22 protein-coding genes are annotated in these 20158 nt (G+C 73.9%); 9 read left to right on the forward strand and 13 right to left on the reverse strand.

Going from position 1 to position 20158, the window contains the following annotated elements; all coding sequences use genetic code 11:
- Positions 1 to 20: 20 nt before the first annotated feature.
- Complete coding sequence (locus IMZ35_RS16505; protein ID WP_199441986.1) at positions 21 to 686, reverse strand: (2Fe-2S)-binding protein; 666 nt, start codon at positions 684 to 686, stop codon at positions 21 to 23.
- A gap of 122 nt (positions 687 to 808) precedes the next feature.
- Between IMZ35_RS16505 and IMZ35_RS16510 the strand changes: the two genes are divergently transcribed.
- The 4 genes from IMZ35_RS16510 to IMZ35_RS16525 all read left to right on the forward strand — a co-directional run bounded on the left by IMZ35_RS16510 (position 809) and on the right by IMZ35_RS16525 (position 2791).
- On the forward strand, positions 809 to 1090 hold the full coding sequence (locus tag IMZ35_RS16510) for a holin (protein ID WP_199441987.1): 282 nt from the start codon (positions 809 to 811) through the stop codon (positions 1088 to 1090).
- 189 nt (positions 1091 to 1279) lie between these two features.
- Complete coding sequence (locus IMZ35_RS16515; protein WP_199441988.1) at positions 1280 to 1543, forward strand: phosphoribosyl-ATP diphosphatase; 264 nt, start codon at positions 1280 to 1282, stop codon at positions 1541 to 1543.
- Positions 1544 to 1557: 14 nt separating this feature from the next.
- Positions 1558 to 2403: an ATP phosphoribosyltransferase gene (gene hisG, locus IMZ35_RS16520; RefSeq protein WP_199441989.1), complete on the forward strand. Its 846-nt coding sequence runs from the start codon at positions 1558 to 1560 to the stop codon at positions 2401 to 2403.
- 115 nt (positions 2404 to 2518) lie between these two features.
- Positions 2519 to 2791, forward strand: a complete 273-nt coding sequence (locus IMZ35_RS16525; protein ID WP_199441990.1) for a DUF3040 domain-containing protein — start codon at positions 2519 to 2521, stop codon at positions 2789 to 2791.
- Positions 2792 to 2796: 5 nt separating this feature from the next.
- Here IMZ35_RS16525 and IMZ35_RS16530 read toward each other — a convergent pair whose 3' ends face one another.
- From IMZ35_RS16530 to IMZ35_RS16540, 3 genes are all read right to left on the reverse strand, one after another.
- Complete coding sequence (locus tag IMZ35_RS16530; RefSeq protein ID WP_199441991.1) at positions 2797 to 3564, reverse strand: alpha/beta fold hydrolase; 768 nt, start codon at positions 3562 to 3564, stop codon at positions 2797 to 2799.
- A 152-nt stretch (positions 3565 to 3716) separates the two neighbouring features.
- Positions 3717 to 4508, reverse strand: a complete 792-nt coding sequence (locus IMZ35_RS16535) for a thioesterase family protein (RefSeq protein WP_199441992.1) — start codon at positions 4506 to 4508, stop codon at positions 3717 to 3719.
- Positions 4508 to 5395, reverse strand: coding sequence for a RecB family exonuclease (locus IMZ35_RS16540; RefSeq protein ID WP_199441993.1), 888 nt, complete (start codon positions 5393 to 5395; stop codon positions 4508 to 4510). The genes IMZ35_RS16535 and IMZ35_RS16540 overlap by 1 nt, the downstream gene beginning before the upstream one ends.
- Before the next feature lie 89 nt (positions 5396 to 5484).
- On the opposite strand from IMZ35_RS16540, the gene IMZ35_RS16545 reads away from it, so the two are divergent.
- Entirely contained in the window at positions 5485 to 6627 is a 1143-nt protein-coding gene (locus IMZ35_RS16545) for a site-2 protease family protein (protein WP_199441994.1), read from the forward strand.
- Between the two features lie 8 nt (positions 6628 to 6635).
- On the opposite strand, the gene IMZ35_RS16550 is transcribed toward IMZ35_RS16545, so the two are convergent.
- The 4 genes from IMZ35_RS16550 to IMZ35_RS16565 form a co-directional block, all read right to left on the reverse strand.
- Positions 6636 to 7001: a hypothetical protein gene (locus IMZ35_RS16550; RefSeq protein ID WP_199441995.1), complete on the reverse strand. Its 366-nt coding sequence runs from the start codon at positions 6999 to 7001 to the stop codon at positions 6636 to 6638.
- 107 nt (positions 7002 to 7108) lie between these two features.
- A complete protein-coding gene (locus IMZ35_RS16555) occupies positions 7109 to 8557 on the reverse strand; it encodes a hypothetical protein (RefSeq protein WP_199441996.1) in 1449 nt (482 codons plus the stop codon).
- Positions 8554 to 8757 (reverse strand): hypothetical protein, encoded by a 204-nt coding sequence (locus IMZ35_RS16560; RefSeq protein WP_199441997.1) that lies wholly within the window; start codon positions 8755 to 8757, stop codon positions 8554 to 8556. The genes IMZ35_RS16555 and IMZ35_RS16560 overlap by 4 nt, the downstream gene beginning before the upstream one ends.
- Positions 8758 to 9059: 302 nt before the next feature.
- Complete coding sequence (locus tag IMZ35_RS16565; protein ID WP_199441998.1) at positions 9060 to 12101, reverse strand: AfsR/SARP family transcriptional regulator; 3042 nt, start codon at positions 12099 to 12101, stop codon at positions 9060 to 9062.
- A gap of 247 nt (positions 12102 to 12348) precedes the next feature.
- On the opposite strand from IMZ35_RS16565, the gene IMZ35_RS16570 reads away from it, so the two are divergent.
- The gene (locus tag IMZ35_RS16570; protein ID WP_199441999.1) at positions 12349 to 13176 is read left to right on the forward strand and encodes a tRNA (adenine-N1)-methyltransferase; all 828 of its coding nucleotides are present in this window, start codon (positions 12349 to 12351) and stop codon (positions 13174 to 13176) included.
- Positions 13177 to 13239: 63 nt separating this feature from the next.
- Here IMZ35_RS16570 and IMZ35_RS16575 read toward each other — a convergent pair whose 3' ends face one another.
- Complete coding sequence (locus IMZ35_RS16575) at positions 13240 to 14040, reverse strand: Rv0361 family membrane protein (protein ID WP_199442000.1); 801 nt, start codon at positions 14038 to 14040, stop codon at positions 13240 to 13242.
- 248 nt (positions 14041 to 14288) lie between these two features.
- Between IMZ35_RS16575 and arc the strand changes: the two genes are divergently transcribed.
- Positions 14289 to 16085, forward strand: coding sequence for a proteasome ATPase (gene arc / locus IMZ35_RS16580; protein ID WP_199442001.1), 1797 nt, complete (start codon positions 14289 to 14291; stop codon positions 16083 to 16085).
- A gap of 64 nt (positions 16086 to 16149) precedes the next feature.
- On the opposite strand, the gene IMZ35_RS16585 is transcribed toward arc, so the two are convergent.
- The 4 genes from IMZ35_RS16585 to IMZ35_RS16595 form a co-directional block, all read right to left on the reverse strand.
- Positions 16150 to 16323 (reverse strand): hypothetical protein, encoded by a 174-nt coding sequence (locus tag IMZ35_RS16585; protein WP_199442002.1) that lies wholly within the window; start codon positions 16321 to 16323, stop codon positions 16150 to 16152.
- 32 nt (positions 16324 to 16355) lie between these two features.
- Positions 16356 to 16478 (reverse strand): hypothetical protein, encoded by a 123-nt coding sequence (locus IMZ35_RS31430; protein WP_267877159.1) that lies wholly within the window; start codon positions 16476 to 16478, stop codon positions 16356 to 16358.
- A gap of 79 nt (positions 16479 to 16557) precedes the next feature.
- A complete protein-coding gene (locus IMZ35_RS16590; RefSeq protein WP_229372349.1) occupies positions 16558 to 17178 on the reverse strand; it encodes a response regulator in 621 nt (206 codons plus the stop codon).
- Positions 17066 to 18334, reverse strand: coding sequence for a sensor histidine kinase (locus tag IMZ35_RS16595; protein WP_307868245.1), 1269 nt, complete (start codon positions 18332 to 18334; stop codon positions 17066 to 17068). Before IMZ35_RS16595 ends, IMZ35_RS16590 begins: the two co-directional genes overlap by 113 nt.
- 110 nt (positions 18335 to 18444) lie before the next feature.
- On the opposite strand from IMZ35_RS16595, the gene IMZ35_RS16600 reads away from it, so the two are divergent.
- A complete protein-coding gene (locus IMZ35_RS16600) occupies positions 18445 to 19353 on the forward strand; it encodes an ABC transporter ATP-binding protein (protein ID WP_199442004.1) in 909 nt (302 codons plus the stop codon).
- Positions 19350 to 20117: an ABC transporter permease gene (locus IMZ35_RS16605; protein ID WP_199442005.1), complete on the forward strand. Its 768-nt coding sequence runs from the start codon at positions 19350 to 19352 to the stop codon at positions 20115 to 20117. The genes IMZ35_RS16600 and IMZ35_RS16605 overlap by 4 nt, the downstream gene beginning before the upstream one ends.
- Positions 20118 to 20158 lie beyond the last annotated feature (41 nt).

Here is a 20158-nt window from a genome sequence, read left to right on the forward strand (position 1 = left end):
CGCGCGACCGGCCGTCCGGGTCACCCGCGCGGCAGGGAGCAGTCCCCGCACGTGCCACCGCCGTCGAGCCGGTAGTACAGGCAGCAGCTGCGGCGGCGGAAGAACAGGTCGCCGGGGAGGTCCAGGAACTCGCCAGCCCCGGTCAGCGGTGGTGCGGACAGCAGCCGCGAGCCCCACCGCTCGCACTCCTCCCGCGTCGCCGTCCCGGTCCGCACGACGGTCCGCAGCGCGCCCGCGATCGACGAGGCCGCGTTGCCCCACAGCAGGCCCGCGGCGACCGGCACGACCGACCGCACCGCGGCCACGACCGGCGCCAGCGCCTCCGGCACGTCCGGCCCGAACGCGGGTTCGGCCAGGCGCACGGCCAGCCCCGCGGTGTCGTCGTAGCGCCACCACAGGTTCTGCGGGCGCACGTCGAGCACGCGGCCGTCGACCACCGCCGCGCCCACGACGGGACACAGCAGCCGGGCCGTCCAGCTCAGGAAGAACAGCGACGCGGCCACCCGCCGCTCGTCCGTGCGGTAGCGGGCGCCGATCGCGTCGAGCACGCCCGGCAGCGCGGGCCCCTCCAGCACGGCCTCGCCCGGCAGCCAGTCCGGACCGGGACGACCCACGTCGAGGACGAAGAACGGGCTGATGCCGCGGATGCGGCGCAGCGTCGCGAGCACGTCCGCGAACTCCGACATGTCGTGCGTCCCCCCACTGGTCGCGAGCCTCCGGAATTCCGGGTCGGCGCGGAGTATCTCCGCCCGTTCCCGCGGCTCTTCCCCCACATCAGACCACTCCGGCTCCGCAGGGGAGCGATGCCGTGTACACCGCCGCGTTCTGGAGGGCCGCCCTGGAGCGGGCCGTCAAGACCTTCGCCCAGACCCTCGCCGCCGTCCTCGGCGCGGGAGGGCTCGGCCTGCTGACAGCGCCGTGGTCGACCGCGCTGTCCACCGCCGGGCTCGCCGCGCTGCTGTCCCTGCTCACCTCGATCGGTTCGGAGCCGGTGGGACAGCCCGACTCGCCGAGCGTCCTCGCCCCGCGGCCCGCGCCTCCCGTCCGGGCCCAGGTCCAGCAGGAGGACGGGGCCGAGGCGCCGCGCTGATCGGGCGGGGCCGGGGTCGGCGCGCGACCACCACGCGCGCCGACCCCGGCCGTCTGCCGAACGCACGCCCCCGCACGACCGTCCGGGACGCGAACAGCACCCGAACGTGTGGTGGTGGCGTGCCCGTCAGGTGGGACGGGACGCCCCGGCTGCGGTGCCCCCGTTCGGCGGATGGGAGGATCAGCACCCGTGAAGACCTTCGACGAGCTGTTCGCGGAACTCAGCGAACGCGCGCGCACCAGGCCAGAGGGGTCCGGCACCGTCGTCGCACTGGAGGCCGGCGTCCATGCGCAGGGCAAGAAGGTGCTCGAAGAAGCCGGTGAGGTGTGGATCGCCGCCGAGCACGAGTCCGACGAGCGGCTGGCCGAGGAGATCTCGCAACTCCTCTACCGGCTGCAGGTGTTGATGCTGGGCCGCGGCCTGGCCCTGGACGACGTCTACAAGTACCTGTGACCGGGAGACCTCCCATGCTGCGCGTGGCCGTTCCGAACAAGGGTGCGCTCTCCGAGCGCGCCTCCGAGATGCTCGTCGAGGCCGGTTACCGGCAGCGCAACGAGCAGCGCGACCTGACCGTCATCGACAACGCCAACGACGTCGAGTTCTTCTTCCTCCGCCCCAAGGACATCGCGATCTACGTGGGCCGGGGCGAGCTGGACCTCGGCATCACCGGTCTCGACCTGATGCTCGACTCCGGCGCCGACGTCGCCGAGCGGCTCCGGCTGGGCTTCGGCGGCTCCACCTTCCGCTACGCCGGGCCCAAGGACACCGAGTGGACGGTGGCCGACGTCCAGGGCAAGCGGCTCGCCACGGCGTACCCGAACCTGGTCAAGCAGGACCTCGCCCGGCACGGCGTCGAAGCGCGGGTGATCCGCCTGGACGGCGCGGTGGAGATCTCCATCCAGCTCGGCGTGGCCGACCTGATCGCCGACGTGGTCGGTTCCGGTCGCACGTTGCGCCAGCACGACCTGGTGCCCTTCGGCGACGTCATCTGCACGTCCGAGGCGGTGCTGATCCACCGCGCCGACGCCGCGGACTCGGCGGCGAAGCAGCAGCTCACCGGTCGTCTCCGGGGCGTGGTGCTCGCGTCGCAGTACCTGATGCTGGACTACGACTGCCCGCGCGACCTGCTGGAGCGGGCCATCGAGATCACGCCCGGTCTGGAGTCGCCCACGGTCGCCCCGCTCGCGGACGAGAACTGGGCGGCCGTGCGGGCGATGGTGCCGCGCAAGGACGCCAACCAGATCATGGACGAGCTGTCGGCGGTCGGCGCGAAGGCCGTGCTCGCGTCGGACATCCGCTCCTGCCGCCTCTGAGCACGGTCCCCTCCCCCGTTCCGGTGCCGTCCGGAGCGGGACGGTTCACCGGCCGTCCGACGGGTACGCCTCGCCGACGAGCGGGGCGTACCCGCTCCTCGGCGAGGAGACCACCATGGTGCTCACCAGGGGTGAAGAGCGGCGGTTGCGCGCGATCTCGCGAGGGTGCTGGGCCACCGACCCGGAGTGGGCCGGCCGCATCGGGGACACGCCCCGCGCCGCGCGCCGCAGCACGCTGGTCCGCTGGTCGACGCACGTGCTGGCCCTCGTCCTGATCTGCGCCGGCGCCGGCGCGGGCTTCTTCCCCCTGCTGTTCCTCGGCATCCTCGTCGGCACCGTCGCCGCGTGCCTGGACGTGACCGCTCGCGGCCGGGTGGAGCGTCGCTGACCGGGTCAGGAGCTCCGCGGCGCTCCGGCGATCAGCGCGCTGGTCAAGCCGCCGCGCCCGTGCGGGAAGGCGTGCGCGCCGGGCACGGTCACGGCCCGTCCTCCCGCAGCCGCGGCCAGCCGTTCGGTCCACGACCGCGGTGAGCACGCGTCGTGCTTCCCGCGCACCACCAGCACCGGGCACGAGACCCGCTCGATCACCGCCTCCGGCTCGTCCCGCTGGCCCGAGCGGATCATCCGCGCCAGCGCCAGCGGACCGCCGCGCGCGTAGTACGGCAGCACAGACGGCAGTTCCCGCAGGCGCTCGTGCGGCGCGGTGCGCAGGAACGCGCCGACGAGGGCGGGCACGCCGCGCAGCGAGGGCGGGAACGTCGGCCCCAGCAGCACCAGCGACGCGACGGCGGAGGGGTGCTCGGCGGCGACCCGCAGGGCCACCTGCGCACCCGTGGAGTGACCCACCAGCACGACCGGCGCGTCCGCCACCGCGTCCAGCCACCCCGCCACCACCCCGGCCAGGGCGGGAATCCGCGCGGGCGCCCGCGGGCCCCGGTGCCCGAATCCGGGCACGTCGAGCAGGTGGGACCGAGTCCGGGCGCCGCACCCGGCGACGGTGTCCAGCAGGTAGCCGAGGGCGCCGAGCCCCGGCACCACGACCACCTCCGGTTCCGGCGCGCGCCGCCGCCCGGCGACCAGGCTGCGGACCGGGAGCCCGCCGACGTCCGTCCAGCGCACGCTCAGCGTCCCGTGATCGGTCTCGTGGGCGGCCGGGCTCACAGCAGGACGTTGAGCAGCACGGTCAGCAGGACGGAGAGGAGGACTGAGACGACGAGCATCGTCAGGCAGCCCGTCCGACCGCCGACGAAACCCACGTCCGTGTTCCCGATGCGCATGGGTGGCTGGTACCCGCCTGACCGAACGGCAAACGATCAGGGGGTCGCCGGTCCGCGCTCCCGGACGAACAGCGACTGGGCGCTGCGTCCCACCGGGCCGGACGCGTCGTGCACCGTGCTCGTGGCCAGGCCGACGCCGTCCGCGCCGATCGCGGTGCTGGCGTCGAGGGCGGTCCACTCGCCCCTCGGCTGCCGGTGCAGGTGTACCACCAGGTCGGTGTTGATCACGTACCAGGAGCCGATGTCGAGCCGGGACGACACGCCGCTGGCCGAGTCGACCACGGAGAACAACCGCTGCAACGGCGTCATCTCCTCGCCCTCGACGAGGTCGGCCGACGCGCGTGCCCACACCACCGCGTCGCCGGGCCGGAACACCCCGCCCGACACGCTGCGCCACTCCACCGAGCCCAGGTAGCCGCCGCTCCACGCCGGGGGGATCTCCATCGGCCCGCACTCCCGCGGCGGCGGGAGCGGCGGTCCGGCGGGGGTGGCCACCTCCGAGGTGTCCGCGCCGCTGATCCGCCACGCGCTCGCGCGCAGGACCGGACGGCCCTCGTGGGCCAGCTCCGCCGACAGCAGCTCCACCGAGCGGCCCGGCCGCAGCACCTCGGCACGCACCGTCAGCTCGGCCACCGGCACCGGGCCGAGCACGTCGAACGCCACCCGCGACAGCACGGTGCCCTCGCGCGGGGCGCACCGCTCCAGCGCGCGCACGAGCAGCGCGGACGGCGGGCCGAGGTGCTGGCTCCGCTCGGACCACGGGCCCGCCGTGCGCGCGGTCGACCGGAGAACGCCGTCCCCCACGGGCAGGTAGAAGGCGCCGCTCATCAGTCGGCCCGGTCGAGCGGCGTCTCCACCGCGGCGTCCGGCTCCGGCCAGCCGGGGTAGGGCGGGGGAGTGCCGTCCCACGCCGGGCACCGCGCCTTGTGGTCGCAGTAGTCGCACAGCCGCGACGGGTTCGGGCGGAAGTCGCCGGTGCGGCCGGCGCGCAGGATCGCGTCCCAGATCGCCTCCAGCGTCCGCTCGAAGCGCCGCAGCTCACCCTCGTCCGGCGTGTAGGCGAGCGCCTGGCGGTCGGCCAGGTACATCAGCCGGAGCTGGCGCGGCACGACGCCGCGCAGCCGCCACAGCACGAGCGCGTAGAACTTCATCTGGAACAGCGCCTTGGCCTCGCCGATCTCGCGCGGCGCGGCGCCCGTCTTGTAGTCGACCACCCGGATCTCGCCGGTGGGGGCCACGTCGATCCGGTCGACGTAGCCGCGCAGCAGCACACCGGACGGCAGCTCCGACTCGACCAGCAGCTCGCAGGCCTCCGGTTCGAACCGGCGCGGGTCCTCCAGGCCGAAGTAGCCGTCGAGCAGCCCCTCCGAGGAGCGCAGCCACTCGGCCAGCTCGGGGTCGTCCTCACCGGCGAACAGCTCGGCGAACTCCGGGCGCGCGGCGGCCAGCTTCCGCCAGGCGGGCTCCAGCAGCTCCCGCGCCCGCTCGGGCACCCGCTCCGCCGCCGGGAGGCCGAACAGCTCCTCCAGCACGGCGTGCACGACCGTGCCGCGCACCTGAGCCCTGGTGGGCTTCTCCGGGAGGCGGTCGACTGCGCGGAAGCGGTAGAGCAGGGGGCACTGCTTGAAGTCGCCCGCGCGCGACGGCGACAACGCGGGTCTGCGGACGGGCCGTCCGCTCCGGGGCGCGGCCGACGTCTGCACGGTGTCCGACATGCCCCAGACCCTAGGCCAGGGCACCGACACCCCCGGTCACGGCGTGGCGGGTCACGGTGTTCCCACACGTCGGGCCCTAGGCTGCCGCTGTGCCGACCACCACGAACTGGCGGAGGCGGACCGACCGGGACGGCGGGCTGCCGCTGTTCCGCGTCGCGGGCGTTCCGGTCCAGCTCGCGCCGTCGTGGTGGCTGGGCTCGATCGTGGTCGTGGCGTTCTACGCCCCGCTGGTCGGCGAGCTGCTGCCCGGCACGAGCGGGCTGACCGGTCTCGTCGTCGCCGCCTTCTTCGCGCTGTTCCTCGGCCTGTCCGTGCTCGCCCACGAGCTGGGCCACTGCCTGGTGGCGCTGCGCCTCGGCCTGCCCGTGCGCAGGCTGCGGCTGTTCCTGCTGGGCGGCGTGTCCGAGGTCGTGCGCACGCCGGGCAGGCCCTCGCACGAGGGCGCGGTCGCCGTGGCCGGTCCCGCGGTGTCGGTGGTGCTGGCGCTGATCTTCTCCGCGGGCGCCGTCGCGCTGCCGCCGGGCAACGTCGTGTGGCTGCTGGTCGCGCAGACCGCCGCCGCCAACACCGCCGTCGCCGTGTTCAACCTCCTGCCCGGCCTGCCGCTGGACGGCGGACGCATCCTGCGCGCGGGGGTCTGGGCGATCACCGGCACCCGCGCCACCGGAACGCGCGCGGCCGTGTTCGGCGGCTGGGTCGTGGCGGGGCTGCTGCTGGTGTGGGCGCTGGTCGGCGTCGTGCAGGGCAGCGACGACCGCTGGCTGCGCTTCGGCGTGTGCCTGCTCACCGCGTGGTTCGTGGTGGTGGGGGCGAGCGGTGAGCTGGCCGCGGACCGGCGGCGCGGCTGGCCGGAGGGGATCTCCCTGTCCGACCTGGTGCGTCCCGTGCTGCAACTGCCGGCGGAGAGCCCGGTCGCCGGGGCCCTGTCCGCGTCGGCCGGTCGCGGCGTGGTGCTGGTGCGGGCCGACGGCGTCGCCGCCGGGCTGCTCGACCAGGAGGTCGCGCGGCGGCTCGCCGAGCGCTCGCCGCAGGCACCGGCCGAGCAGGCCGCCGAGCCGATCCGGCCGGAGACCGTGCTGCTGTCCGACGAGACCGGCGAGGAGGTCGTGGAGCGGGTGCGGGGCACCGCCGCGTGGCAGTTCCTCGTGGTCGACACCGAGGGCCGCCCCGCCGGGGTGCTGCGCCGCGACGACCTGCGCGCCGCGCTGGACGGGCGTCCGATCACCCGCTGAACCCCCCGTCACGGGGGCCGTGCTCCGGGGTGGCGGTACGGGCGGTAGCCGCCGCTCGGGTAGGGGAGGACCCGGTGGACCGCGCCCGTCCCGCCGCACTGCTCGTACGCCCAGTAGCGCGTGCGCGCGGCGTCCGCCCAGGCGACGAACAGGGTCGCGTGGCGGGTCCTGCGGTCGCCGTTCGCGTCGATCAGCACGTCGCCCGCGCGCAGGTCGTCCTTCGCGATCGGCACGCTCGTCGCGGCCAGGTCCACCGTGTTCGGGCCACCGCGCGGACCCGGCGGCAGTCCCCAGGCCATCGCCACGAAGCCCGAGCAGTCCGTGCGGTACGTGCCGAACTCGTTCGTGTGCGCCGCGTCCTGGCTGTACGGCACGCCCAGCCAGGACGCGGCGCGGCGGAGGATCTCGTCCGCGGTGGTGGCCGGAGAACGGCGAAAGCCGCGGTCACCCCCCGGGGACCGCGGCCGTGCCGTGGGAATCGTCAGCGAGCGCACGTGATGGTGGCCTCCGGCACGGGCAGGCCGCCGCCGTTGAAGTGCGCCAGCGCCTTCTTGTAGTCGGTGCAGCGGTTCAGCGACTCGGCCGGGTCCGGGGCGTGGGAGTAGCCGGTCGCACGACCCGCGCCACCCACGTCGTAGGCGTCCGCGGCGGCGTTGACGTTGCGCGCGACCGTCCAGTACCAGTGGGCGGTCCTGGCGCTCCGCGCCAGCGACTCCGCGCCCTCCGGGCGGTTCGGGAAGTCGTGGCCGAGGCTGTTCCCGGCGGCCCGGTGGTTGACGTCACCGGTCAGCTGGACGGAGCCGCGACCGCGGTGGGTGCCGTCGTCGCCCGCCTCGCCGGCGTGGAAGCGGAAGCCGCTCTCGTGCTTCAGGGTGGCGAGGAACGCGGCCTTGCGGGTCGGCGACGTGATGCCCGCCGCCTGCATCTCCGCGTTCAGGCTCGGCAGACCGGCCGCGACGGCGTCCGTGCCGTACGCCGCCCCGTAGATGCTCACGACGTCGGCCAGCGACACGTGCTGACCGTCCCGCGCGGAGGTCGCGGCGGCCAGGCGGAACTGCTGGACCCCGCCGTGCTGGTTCACCCACGAGCCGTGGAACCCGCGGTCCTTCACGGTCAGCGTGCCGTCGGTGAGCACGACGCCGATGCGGTCGCCCGCGATCTGGAGGTCGGTCGCGCCCGAGGTCTGCTCCACCCACGCCGCGTGGAGGTCGCCCTCCTTGATCGTGGCGAGTCCGCCGCCGGTGACGACGCCGATCGTGCTGCCGGACAGCTCCAGCTCCCGGACGTCGTCGATCTGCTCGGTCCAGCTGGACCGGAGGTTCGACTCCTTCACCGCCACCGTGCCGTCGGTGCGCAGCACGCCGATCCGGTCCGCGGACAGCTCCAGGTCCGCGACGCCACCGGCCTGGTCGACCCAGCCCTCGTGCAGGCCGCCCTCCTTGACGGTGGCCCTGCCGTCGTCGAGGACCACGCCGACGCGGTCCGGGGTCAGCTCCAGGTCCCGCACGCCGCTGGTCTGCTCGATCCAGGTGGCGTTCAGGTCGCCGTCCTTCACCGCGACGGTGGTGTCGCCGCGCAGCACCCCGACGCGGTCGCCCGCCAGCCGGAAGTCGCGGACGCCGTGCGCCTGCTCGTTCCAGCCCTCCCTGAGGTGCCCCTCCTTCACGAACAGCTTCCCGTCACCGGTGAGCACGCCGATCCGGTCGCCGGCGATCTCGAACTTCTGCACACCTCCCCCCACCTGCTCGACCCACGATTCGTGGAGGTCGCCCTCCTTGAGCAGGAGCTTGCCGCCGCTGAGCACACCGATGCGGTGAGCGCCGGAGGGCAGCTCGCCCGCCTGCGCGGTGCCGGTGAGGCCGGTCGGGCCGGTGAAGGCGATGCTCGCGATCAGCGCCGCGCCGAACGCCTGCTTCGCCGAGAACGTCATGTCGAACTCCTCGTGGTGAGGTGCGGTGGGAGGGGGACGCCGGGTGCCTCCGGGCACGGCCGCGGCACCGCCCGCGCGACGCGGGACCGGTGGTGCGTGGGCCGGAACTCGGCGACGGCGCGGGTCTGCTCGACCCGGCAGCCGTGCACGCCGCCCTTCTCGACACCGCCCTCCTCGACGCCGCCCTCCTCGACCGACACCGGGGTGTCGTCGAACCGGACGCCGAGACGCGCCGTCGTGGGCCGGGCCGGTCAGGCCGACCGGGCTGACGAGCGCGGAGATCCGCTGGCCCGCGACGTGCTGGCCGACCCGGCCGGGGCCGGAGGCGTGCTCGACCGGGGAGTCCCTGCGGCTGGTGCCGCCGACGCAGCCGAGGCTGTTCGTGCTGCACGCCTGCTCGTCCGGGTTCGCGGCGGCGAAGAGCGCGGTGGCGACCTTCTGAGCCTTCATGGTGCTGCTCCCTGGTGCGTGGGCCCCGTTCCGGTCCGGCACCAGGTTCGCGTCACGGTCTGAAAGAAACCTCAAGGCCGTTCTTCAGCGCGGTGTGAGCCGTCCTGCCGGGCTCGGTCGCCTCGCGGCTGCCGTGCAGGTGGAAGATCGCCAGCGCCTCGTCCCACGTCGCCCGCGCGCTCGCCGCGTCGCCGAGCGCGTCGTGCGCCGACGCGAGGTCCCGCAGCGTCCTGGCCCTCCACACCGGCAGCGACAGGGCGTTCCACCACTGCACGGCGTGCTCCAGGTGCCGCGACGCCTCGCCGGGGTTCCCCGCGGCGAGTTCCAGCTCGCCCAGCGTGCGGCGCATCAGCGCCTGGCCGAACCCGTCCTGCATCTCGTTGCACGTCGCGAGGCCCTCGACCAGGAGCTCGCGCACCTCGTCGCCCCGGCCCTGGCGCACCCGCACCTTCGCGAGCGCCTGCACCGCGTACGCCGACATGAGCGGGTCGTCGATGCGGCACAGCAGGTCCACGGCCTCCTCGCACCACCGCGCCGCCTCCTCCAGCCGACCGGCCGCCCGGTGCGCGATGCCGACCGAGCGCAGCGCGATGGCGTGGTCGCGGTCGTCGCCGATCTTCTCGTACGCCAGGGCGGCCCGCTCGCACGCGTCGAGCGCCGCGTCCAGCTCGCCCTGCTCGGTGAGCACCCGGCCGAGCCCGTGCAGCGCTTGTGCGACGGCACGCGGCTCGTCCAGCTCGCTCAGCTCGGCGAGCGCCAGGTCCAGCGACTCGCGGGCGCGGGCGAGCTGGCCGTGCTCGCGCTGCACGGTCGACAGCGACAGCCGGGTCATCGCCCGGAAGCGCGGGTCGTCGCCGAGCTCCAGCGCCTGCTCGTAGTACGCCGCGGCCTCGTCGAAGCGGTCCTGCTCGTAGCGCAGCCAGCCCAGGCCGGCGAGGAGCCGGGCCTCACCCGCGCGGTCACCGGCCCGGCGTGCCGCGGCGAGGGCTGCGGAGTGCGTGCGCCACCACTGGCCGAACAGGTTGCGCACCGAGAACCGCGAGGAGCACAGCGCCGCCGCCAGCCGCGTGGCGACGTCGGCCAGGTCCAGCTCGCTGACCCGCTCCACGACGCCCACGAGCCCGGTCTGCTCCGCGTCGAACCACGCCGCCGGGTCCGCCAGGACCTCGTCGACCTGCTGCGCGTCCAGGTGGGGGTCGACGGTGGTGACCGCGTCGAACGTCGCGTGCGGCATGCGGCTGCCCGCCGTCTCGACCAGCGCCAGCCAGCACTCCGCGACGCGCGTGGCCGCCTCGCGGAAGTCGGTTTCCTCCTGCTCGCCGCGCTCGCGGGCGAAGGCGCGGGTCAGGTCGTGGATCTGGAACCGCGGCCCCCCGACGTCGACCGCGTGGGCGTCGAGCAGCTGGGCGTCCACGAGGCGTTCCACGACCTCCTCGGCCTCGTGGGCGTCGCAGCCGAGCAGCGGCGCGAGGACCCAGCCGCCGAACGAGGACAGGTCCAGCAGCCCGAGCTTGCGCAGCGCGGTGCGTTCGCGCTCACCCAGCTCGTCGTAGCTCAGCGCGAGGCTGCCCCGCACCTCCAGGTCGCCGATCGTCAGCTCCTGGAGCACGCGGTGCTGCACCACGAGCCGGTCGGCGAGCCGCTGCAACGGCCACCGCGCGCGAGCGGCGAGCCGCGCCCCGGCGATGCGCACCGCCAGCGGCAGGTGCCCGCACAACCGCACGATCTCCCCGGCCGCCGCCGGTTCCGCGGCCACCCTGCCGTCGCCGACGATCCTGTCCAGCAGTTGCAGCGCCTCGGCGTCGCCGAGCACGTGCAGGTCCAGCTGCGCCGCTCCGCCCAGCGCGCCGAGGCGCTCGCGGCTGGTGACCAGCGCCGCGCACCGGTGCCCGCCGGGCAGCAGCGGCCGGACCTGCCGCTCGTCGAACGCGTCGTCCAGCACGACGAGGACGCGCCGGTCGGCGAGCACCGTGCGGTAGAGCTGCGCGCGCTCGGCCGGCTCGGCGGGGATCGAGGTGTCGGGGACGCCCAGCGCGCGCAGGAACCCCGCGAGGACCTCGGCGGGGTCGGAGCGCACCGTCCGCACACCGCGCAGCGACGCGTAGAGCTGGCCGTCGGGGAACTCGGCGCGCACGCGGTGCGCCACGTGCACGGCGAGGGTGCTCTTGCCCGCGCCGGGCTTGCCGTAGACCGCGCACAGCCGGGAGCTCGTCGCCTCCTCCGACAGCCGCCGGATCAGCGCGGCGACCTCGACGGTGCGTCCGGTGAAGTCGGCGATGTCGAACGGCAGCTGACCGGGCCTGGCCGCGACCCGTGCCTCCGGCGCGGGGGAGGGGGCTCCGACGGCCTCCGGCCGGGACCGGGGCGCGGGCGCGCTGGTGAGGACGTGGTCGTGCGCCTGGCGCAGCACCGGGCCGGGGTCGAGCCCCAGCTCGTCGAGCAGCACGCGGCGGGCCTCCTGGTAGGCGGAGAGGGCGTCGGCCCGCCGTCCCGCCTGGTGCAGCGCGAGCACGAGCTGGGCGCGCAGGCGTTCCCGCAGCGGTTGCTCGGCGATCGCCGAGGCCAGTTCGTCCACGATCGACCCGCCCCGGCCCAGCGAGAGCTCGGCGTCGACGCACTCCTCCAGGGCGGCGAGCCGCAGCTCGCCGAGCCTGGTGCGCTCGGTCTCGGCCCACCGGCCCCGCGCGCCGCCGAGCGCCGCGCCCCGCCACTGCTGGAGGGCGGTGCGGAAGTGCGCCGCGGCCCGGTCCGGCCGCCCCGCCGCGGCGGCCCGCTTGCCGGCGGAGACCTCGCGGGTGAAGACGTGCAGGTCGATCCGCTCGTGCTCGACGTCCAGCCGGTAACCGCCGGTCCCGTGCACGATGACGTCCTCGGCGAGCGCCCGGCGCAGCGCCGACACGTACGTGTGCACCGCGGCGCGGGCGGACTCCGGCGGTTCCTCGCCCCAGACGGCGTCGATCAGCTGCTCGGCCGGGACGACGCGTCCGGCCTGGACGGCGAGCAGTGCCAGCAGCGTGCGCGGCTTGGGACCACCCACCGGGATCGGACCACCCTCGACGGCGACCTCGACCGGTCCCAGTACGCGAAACTCCATGCACGATCCCCCCCCGTGCCACCCGCTCCCGAGCGGAGGACATCCGACATGATGACTGCACCGAAGCGTCTCGCAAAGGGGTTCGGCCGAACGCGGAGCACACCGGCGGAACCGGTGCCGCCGGGCGGGTGCGCGACGCCGCAGCGGGCGGGAGGCCGCGGGCGAACCCCGGCCGGTGTGCGTGCGCGCTCACCAACCTGCGACCATCGTGCGCCGATGTCTGCGCACGTCCAGGAGGTTTTCCGCGGTGAGCACCGCCAGTGGTCCGTTCCGTCCCGGTGACCGGGTGCAGTTGACCGACCCGAAGGGCCGGCACTACACGATCGTGCTGGAACCGGGCAAGGAGTACCACACCCACCGGGGCGCCCTCGCCCACGATTCCCTGATCGGCCAGCCGGAGGGGTCGGTGATCGCCTCGGTGGGCGGCACGTCGTTCCTCGCGCTGCGTCCCCTGCTCGCCGACTACGTCCTGTCCATGCCGCGCGGCGCGCAGGTGATCTACCCCAAGGACGCCGCCCAGATCGTCATGTACGGCGACGTGTTCCCCGGAGCGCGGGTCCTGGAGGCCGGAGCCGGGTCGGGCGCGCTGACCTGCTCGCTGCTGCGGGCCACGGGCGAGAAGGGCAGCGTCACCTCCTACGAGGTGCGCCAGGACCACGCCGACCACGCGATCCGCAACGTCGAGCAGTTCTTCGGCGAACGGCCGGGCAACTGGTCGCTGACCGTCGGCGACGTCACCGAGCACACCGGTGAGGTCGACCGGGTCGTCCTCGACATGCTCTCGCCGTGGGAGGTGCTGCCGACGATCGCGCGGAGCCTGATCCCCGGTGGCGTCCTCGTGGTCTACGTGGCCACCACGACCCAGCTCTCCAGGGTGACCGAGGCGCTGCGCGAGCAGCAGCACTGGACCGAGCCGCAGGCCTGGGAGACCCTCGTGCGCCCGTGGCACGTGGTGGGACTGGCCGTGCGCCCCGAGCACCGGATGATCGGGCACACGGCCTTCCTGCTGACCACGCGCAGGCTCGCCGACGGCGTCACGCCGCCGCGCCCGCAGCGCAGGCCGAGCAAGGGCTGAGCAGACGGCCGAGGGGGTCACCGCAGCAGCGGTGACCCCCTCGGGAAGCCCGGTCGGACGGCGTCAGAAGCTGCCGCACACCTTCCAGCCGTCGTCCTCCTTGACCAGCTTGATGTCCTGCTGGTTCTCGGTCTCGGGCATCATGTCCTTGAGCTCGTCGGGAACGTTGACGAGCTTGACGGTCATGCTGCCGGTGGCCGTGTCGCCGTTCTCGGTGATCTCACCCAGGGAGAACTCGGCGCGGATGTCCTTCGCGGAGTCCGGAGCACCCTCCTGAGCGCCGATGTCGAGGGACTTGAGCTGCTCCTCCAGGTCGTTCAGCTTGTCCAGGTCCTCCTTGCAGGTGAGGTTCTTGATGGCCTCGCGGTCGGCGTCGGGGCCCTTGTTCAGCTGGGCCACCATCGACTCCGCCGCGCCCCGAGCGCTGCTGTTGCCCTTGCCGCCGAGGGTCAGGAACAGGATCACGCCGACGGCCACCACGAGGACCGCGACACCCACGAGGATCCACGGCAGGGGGCTCTTCTTCTTCGGCGTGCCGTACGGGTCGCCGAAACCACCCGGTTGGCCGTAGGGCTGCTGCCCGTACGGGCCCGGCTGACCGGGCTGGCCCTGCGGGTACTGGCCCGGCTGGCCCTGGGGGAACTGGCCCGGCTGACCGGGAGGCTGCTGGAAGCCGCCGGAGGGCGGGCCGTAGCCGCCACCCTGCTGGGGAGGGGGACCGGCGGGTGGGAAACCGCCGGTCGGCTGCCCGTAGCCGCCGGGCTGCTGCTCCTGTCCGGGCTGCTGGCCGAACTGTCCGGGCTGGTTTCCGAACTGGCCGGGCTGCTGGCCACGGGGATCGGGCTGCTGCGGCGGGACGGACATCACGTTCTCCTAGAACTTGCCGCTGGTGGCGTGGACACTTCCACGAAACACGCCGGTGGACTCGTACTGGACGCACGGTAGCGGGTGGTGCGTTCCCCCTGACACCGAGATGGAGCAGTCGATCCCTCCCCGCGGGGGTGCGCGCACCTGCCACGCCGCCCGGAGCGGGCACTTCCGTTGAGGGTCACCGCTTTTGTCGGTGATCGCCGGTACCGTGATGCGTACGAACACGGGAGGAGGGTGCCGACATGCAGCACGACCGTCCCGGCAGCCAGCCCGACGAGGGTGGCGAGCTGAACAACGGCAAGAACTCTGCTGAGCTGACCGCGCAGATCCGGTTCCTGGAGGACGAGATCGCGCTGCTCCGCCGCAAGCTGACGGAGTCACCACGACACGCCCGCTTGCTGGAGCAGCGACTGGCCGAGGCGTCGGAGCGCGTGAGCCAGCTCACCGAGCGCAACACCAAGCTGATAGACACCCTCCGAGAAGCACGCAGCCAGCTCCTCGCACTGCGCGAGGAGGTGGACCGCCTCGCGCAGCCGCCCAGCGGGTACGGCGTCTTCCTCACCGCGTTCGAGGACGGCACCGTCGACGTCTTCACCTCCGGTCGCAGGATGCGGGTGGCGGTGTCGCCGGCCGTCGAGTCGTCGTCGCTGGTCCGCGGCCGGTCCGTCCGCCTGAACGAGGCGCTCACCGTCGTCGAGTCCGGCGACTTCGAACGCACCGGCGAGGTGTGCACCCTGCGCGAGGTGCTCACCGACGAGGTCGAGGGCTCCATCAGGCGCGCGCTCGTCGTCGGTCACGCCGACGAGGAGCGGGTCGTCTGGCTCGCGGACCCCCTCGCCGACTCGCCGCTCAAGGCGGGCGACTCCCTCCTGGTCGACTCCAAGGCCGGGTTCGCCTACGAGCGGGTCCCCAAGGCGGAGGTCGAGGACCTGGTGCTGGAGGAGGTGCCCGACGTCGACTACAGCGACATCGGCGGCCTCTCCCGGCAGATCGAGCAGATCCGCGACGCCGTGGAGCTGCCGTTCCTGCACGCCGACCTGTTCCGCGAGTACGAGCTGCGCCCGCCCAAGGGCGTGCTGCTCTACGGCCCTCCCGGCTGCGGCAAGACGCTCATCGCCAAGGCGGTGGCGAACTCGCTGGCCAAGAAGGTGCTGGAGGCCCGCGGCGAGACCGGCAAGCAGGCGAAGTCCTACTTCCTCAACATCAAGGGCCCCGAGCTGCTCAACAAGTTCGTCGGCGAGACCGAGCGGCACATCCGGCTGATCTTCCAGCGCGCTCGGGAGAAGGCGTCCGAGGGCACCCCCGTGATCGTGTTCTTCGACGAGATGGACTCGATCTTCCGCACCCGCGGCAGCGGCGTCTCCTCGGACGTGGAGACGACGATCGTGCCCCAGCTCCTCAGCGAGATCGACGGCGTCGAGGGCCTGGAGAACGTCATCGTCATCGGCGCGTCCAACCGCGAGGACATGATCGACCCGGCGATCCTGCGGCCGGGCCGCCTCGACGTGAAGATCAAGATCGAGCGGCCGGACGCCGAGGGCGCGAAGGACATCTTCAACAAGTACCTGACGCCCAACCTGCCGATCCACGCCGACGACCTGGTGGAGTTCGGCGGCGACCCGAAGGCGTGCATCGAGGGCATGGTGCAGCACACGGTCGAGCGCATGTACGAGGAGTCGGAGGAGAACCGGTTCCTGGAGGTCACCTACGCCAACGGTGACAAGGAGGTCCTGTACTTCCGGGACTTCAACTCCGGAGCCATGATCCAGAACATCGTCGACCGGGCGAAGAAGGCGGCGATCAAGCAGCTGCTGGACACCAAGCAGCCCGGTCTGTCCGTCCGGCACCTGCTGGACGCGATCGTGGACGAGTTTGCCGAGAACGAGGACCTGCCGAACACGACCAACCCGGACGACTGGGCCAGGATCTCCGGCAAGAAGGGGGAGCGGATCGTCTACATCCGCACCCTCGTCACCGGCAAGAACCAGGAGTCGGGCCGGGCGATCGACACGGCCTCCAACACCGGTCAGTACCTGTAGTCCCGCGCTTCCGGGCCCGTCACCGCGCATCGCGGTGGCGGGCCCGGAGCGTGTCGGGGGAAGATCAGGTGGGCAGCAGGGTGCCGGACAGGCGCAGGACGGCGTCGTCCCACGCGCCGCTGTCGGCGTCCTCGTCGGGCCAGGTGGCGAACGGCAGCGACTCACCCGCCGCGATGGCGCGCAGCAGCAGGTCGTGCACCGTCACCGCCGCGTCCGCCCGAGGGCTGTGCTTTCCCATGCCAGCGGGATACCCGAGTGCGGTTCGGGTATTCATCCCGGCGTGGACCGTGACCCGGTCGAGACCGCGGCCAGCAGGGCGTTCTCGTCGGGCTCGCCGCTGGAGGCGATCGGCACGCCGTCCACCACGGTGACGGGGGACGGGACCACGGCCACGCCGATGCCGAGCTTCTGGGACCGCCGCGCCCGCGAGCGAGCCGCGACCGAGCCGGCGAACCGAGGCGCGGGGCCGGTGTCAGCGCGGCGAGCCCGCCGACACCAGCCCCGCCTCGTAGGCCGTGATCACCAGTTGCGCCCGGTCGCGGGCGTGCAGCTTGGCGAGCAGGTGACCGATGTGGGTCTTCAGCGTCCCGGTGCTCACGTGCAGCTCCCGGGTGATCTCGGTGTTGGACAGGCCGCGCGCGATCAGCACGAGCACCTCCCGCTCGCGCTCGGTCACCCCGGCCAGGGACCGGGCCGGCGGGGGAGCGGGCCTGGCGGCGAACTCGGTGATCAACCGGCGGGTCACCGACGGCGCCAGCAGCCCGTCCCCGGCGGCCACGACCCGGACGGCGTCGAGCAGCTCGGCCGGGCGGGTGTCCTTGAGGAGGAACCCGCTCGCCCCCGCCCGCAGCGCCGAGTACACGTGGGCGTCGAGGTCGAACGTCGTGAGGATCAGCACCCGCACGTCGGAGTCCGCGCAGATCCGGGCCGCGGCGCCGATGCCGTCCAACCGGGGCATCCGCACGTCCATCAGGACCACGTCAGGCGGGTCGGCGCGCGCCAGCTCCACGGCCTCCTGCCCGTCTGCCGCCTCCCACACCGCGGTGAGGTCGGGCGCGCTGTCCACCAGCAGCCGGAAGCTGCCGCGCAGCAGAGCCTGGTCGTCCGCGATCCCGACCCGGATCACGACGCCTCCCGTGGGGCAGCGTCGCCGACACCGCGAAACCGCCGTCCGGCCGCGGCCCGGCGGAGAACGACCCGCCGTACACCGCGACCCGCTCCCGCATCCCCAGCAGACCGTGTCCGCCGGTGAGGTCGTCACCGCCGGGGCCGTCGTCGGTGACGTCGACGCGCACCACGCCCCCCTCGTTGCGCACGACGACGTCGCAGCGCGCGGGCGCCGCGTGCCGCACCACGTTGGTCACCGCCTCCTGCACGATCCGGTGCACCGACAGCGCCACCCCCTCCGGCGGGTCGTCCCCGCTGACGTCCAGCCGCACCCGCACGCCCGCCGCGGCGGCGCGCTCGGCCAGCTCGGCCAGCCCGCTCAGGTCCGGCGCCGGGCCCAGCTCCGGCAGCGACCCCGGCGACCGCAGCACACCCAGCAGGTGCCGCATCTCCGCCAGCGCCTCGCGGCCGGTGGTCTCCACGACCCGCAGCGCGCGCCGCGCCTCCTCCGGATCGTCCTCCGCCACGTGGTTGGCGGTGGAGGCGGTCACCGTGATGACGGTCAGCCCGTGCGCCACCACGTCGTGCAGTTCGCGGGCGATGCGCAGCCGCTCCTCGGCGAGCGCCTGCTCGGCGCTCTGCTCCTGCGCGCGCGCCACGTAGGCCCGGCGCACCCGCGAGGTCCAGCCCGCGACCCACGTCACGCCCAGCACCAGACCGGTGACCAGCAGGAAGTACACCAGATCCAGCACCGACCGCGAGCGCTCGACGAGCTGACGCACCAGCACGACGAAGAACATCCCGCCGACCGCGAACAGCAGCGGCCACACCGACGCCACGACGAGCCCCGCGGTGTAGACGGCGAACGCGACGGCGGTCAGCGGTGCGCCCAGCGCGTCCAGCGGGAGGACGCCGGTGCCCGTCAGGACGACCGTGGCGACCACCACGACGAGCAGCACGCGGATCGGAGCGCGGCGGCGCAGGACGAGCGGCACGGCGACGACCAGCGCGACGTGCACCGCGACCCACAGCGGTCGCGGGGACAGGTCCACCAGCGAGTACGCGATGATCGAGCCGATGACCAGTGCGGCGACGGCGTCCATCGCGACCAGGTGGGCGTTGGCGGGCACGCGGGAGAGCACGCTCCGACCGTAGCCGCGGGGAGCGGCGGCCGCCTCGGACTCCGGTCCGAGATCGAGAACCGGACCGCGCGCCGATCCGCCGCGGCGGCGGGGACGGCACCGTCGTCCCCGTGATCGACGTGAGAGAGCTGACCAAGCGCTACGGCGCCACCCGTGCCGTCGACGGCCTGTCCTTCCAGGTGCGACCCGGCCACGTCACCGGGTTCCTCGGCCCGAACGGCGCGGGGAAGTCCACGACCATGCGCGCCGTCCTCGGTCTGGACGCGCCCACCTCGGGGGAGGCGCTGGTGAACGGCCGCCGCTACGCCACGATCCGGCGGCCCGCGTTCGTCGTCGGCGCGCTGCTGGACGCGGGTGCCGCGCACGGCGGACGCACCGCGCTGAACCACCTGCGGTGCCTCGGGCGCAGCAACGGCATCGGCCGCGCGCGGGCCGAGGAGGTGCTCGGCCAGGTGGGGCTGAGCGGTGTGGCGGACCGGCGGGTGCGCTCCCTGTCGCTGGGGATGCGGCAGCGCCTCGGCATCGCCGTGGCCCTGCTCGGCGACCCGGCCGTGCTGCTGTTCGACGAACCCGTCAACGGCCTCGACCCGGAGGGCGTGCGGTGGATCCGCGACCTGCTGCGCTCCCTGGCGGCGCAGGGCCGCACCGTGCTGGTGTCGAGCCACCTGATGAGCGAGATGGCGCTCACCGCCGACCGGGTGATCGTGATCGGCCGCGGCCGGCTGATCCTGGAGTCCTCGGTGCGCGAGCTGGCCGACCGCCACCGGCGCGACGTCCTCGTGCGCTCACCGCGCGCGGCGGACCTGGCCGACGCCCTGGTCCGCGCGGGCGCGGAGGTGGACGTGGAGCACGACGGTCTCGTGGTGCGGGGCCTGGACACCGGTCGCATCGCGGAGGTCGCCGCGCAGCGGTCCGTCCCGGTGCACGAGCTGACCCCGCGCGGCGCGTCCCTGGAGGACGCCTACCTCGAACTCACCGGTGACACCACCGAGCACCGCGACTCCGGGAGGACCTCGTGATCGACACCGTCGCCTCGGAGTGGATGAAGCTCCGCACCGTCCGCTCCACGCTCGCCCTGTTCGCCTCGGTCGTGGTGGCGCTCGCCTCCGGCGCGCTGATCTCGTACCTGATGACCGCCGACCACGACCGCTCCTCGCCCGCCGAGCGCGAGCTGTTCGGCGCGGCCGACCCGAGCACGGTCGTGATCCCGTACGCGCAGATCTGCGCGGGTGTGGTGGGCGCGCTCTGCATCGCCTCCGAGCACGGCACCGGGATGATCCGCAGCGTGCTGACGGCGGTGCCGCGGCGCGCGGAGGTCCTGGCGGCCAAGGCCGTCGTCGTCGGCGCGGTGTCGCTGCTGTTCGGGCTGGTGACCGCACTGGCGTGCGCCGTGTCGACGCTGCTGATCACCGGTGGCAGACCCGCGCCGATCGCGCCGTTCGCCTCGTTCGCCGACGCGCTGCCCGCGGTGTTCGCCGGTGCGGCGTCGGTGGCCGTGGTCGGCCTCGTCGGACTGGGGCTCGGCGCGCTGGTGCGCTCCTCGGCCGGTGCGCTGATGGGCGTGTCCGTGCTGCTGTTCGTCCTGCCCGTGGTGGCGAACCTGCTGCCGCACCCGTGGAACGTCCGCGGGGCGGCTCTGACGCTGCCCTACCTCGTGCCGCAGCTGTCCGGTGACGTGGAGGGCGCGCCGCTGACCCCGCTCGGCGCGGCGGCCGTCGCCGCCGGGTACCTCGTGCTGTTCCTCGGTGCCGGAGGAGCGGCGCTGCTGCGACGTGACGCTTGACGGCGGAACGAGCCGGACATTACGGTCGCCGATTAGTAAGG

Source organism: Umezawaea beigongshangensis (genome assembly GCF_016464305.1).
Taxonomy (GTDB): domain Bacteria; phylum Actinomycetota; class Actinomycetes; order Mycobacteriales; family Pseudonocardiaceae; genus Umezawaea_A; species Umezawaea_A beigongshangensis.

Coding starts and splice junctions, on each gene's coding strand:
- IMZ35_RS16505 (WP_199441986.1), bottom strand. CDS start 686: ATGTCGGAGTTCGCGGACGTGCTCGCGACGCTGCGCCGCATCCGCGGC.
- hisG (WP_199441989.1), top strand. CDS start 1,558: ATGCTGCGCGTGGCCGTTCCGAACAAGGGTGCGCTCTCCGAGCGCGCC.
- IMZ35_RS16525 (WP_199441990.1), top strand. CDS start 2,519: ATGGTGCTCACCAGGGGTGAAGAGCGGCGGTTGCGCGCGATCTCGCGA.
- IMZ35_RS16535 (WP_199441992.1), bottom strand. CDS start 4,508: ATGAGCGGCGCCTTCTACCTGCCCGTGGGGGACGGCGTTCTCCGGTCG.
- IMZ35_RS16540 (WP_199441993.1), bottom strand. CDS start 5,395: ATGTCGGACACCGTGCAGACGTCGGCCGCGCCCCGGAGCGGACGGCCC.
- IMZ35_RS16555 (WP_199441996.1), bottom strand. CDS start 8,557: ATGACGTTCTCGGCGAAGCAGGCGTTCGGCGCGGCGCTGATCGCGAGC.
- IMZ35_RS16565 (WP_199441998.1), bottom strand. CDS start 12,101: ATGGAGTTTCGCGTACTGGGACCGGTCGAGGTCGCCGTCGAGGGTGGT.
- IMZ35_RS16575 (WP_199442000.1), bottom strand. CDS start 14,040: ATGTCCGTCCCGCCGCAGCAGCCCGATCCCCGTGGCCAGCAGCCCGGC.
- arc (WP_199442001.1), top strand. CDS start 14,289: ATGCAGCACGACCGTCCCGGCAGCCAGCCCGACGAGGGTGGCGAGCTG.
- IMZ35_RS16585 (WP_199442002.1), bottom strand. CDS start 16,323: ATGGGAAAGCACAGCCCTCGGGCGGACGCGGCGGTGACGGTGCACGAC.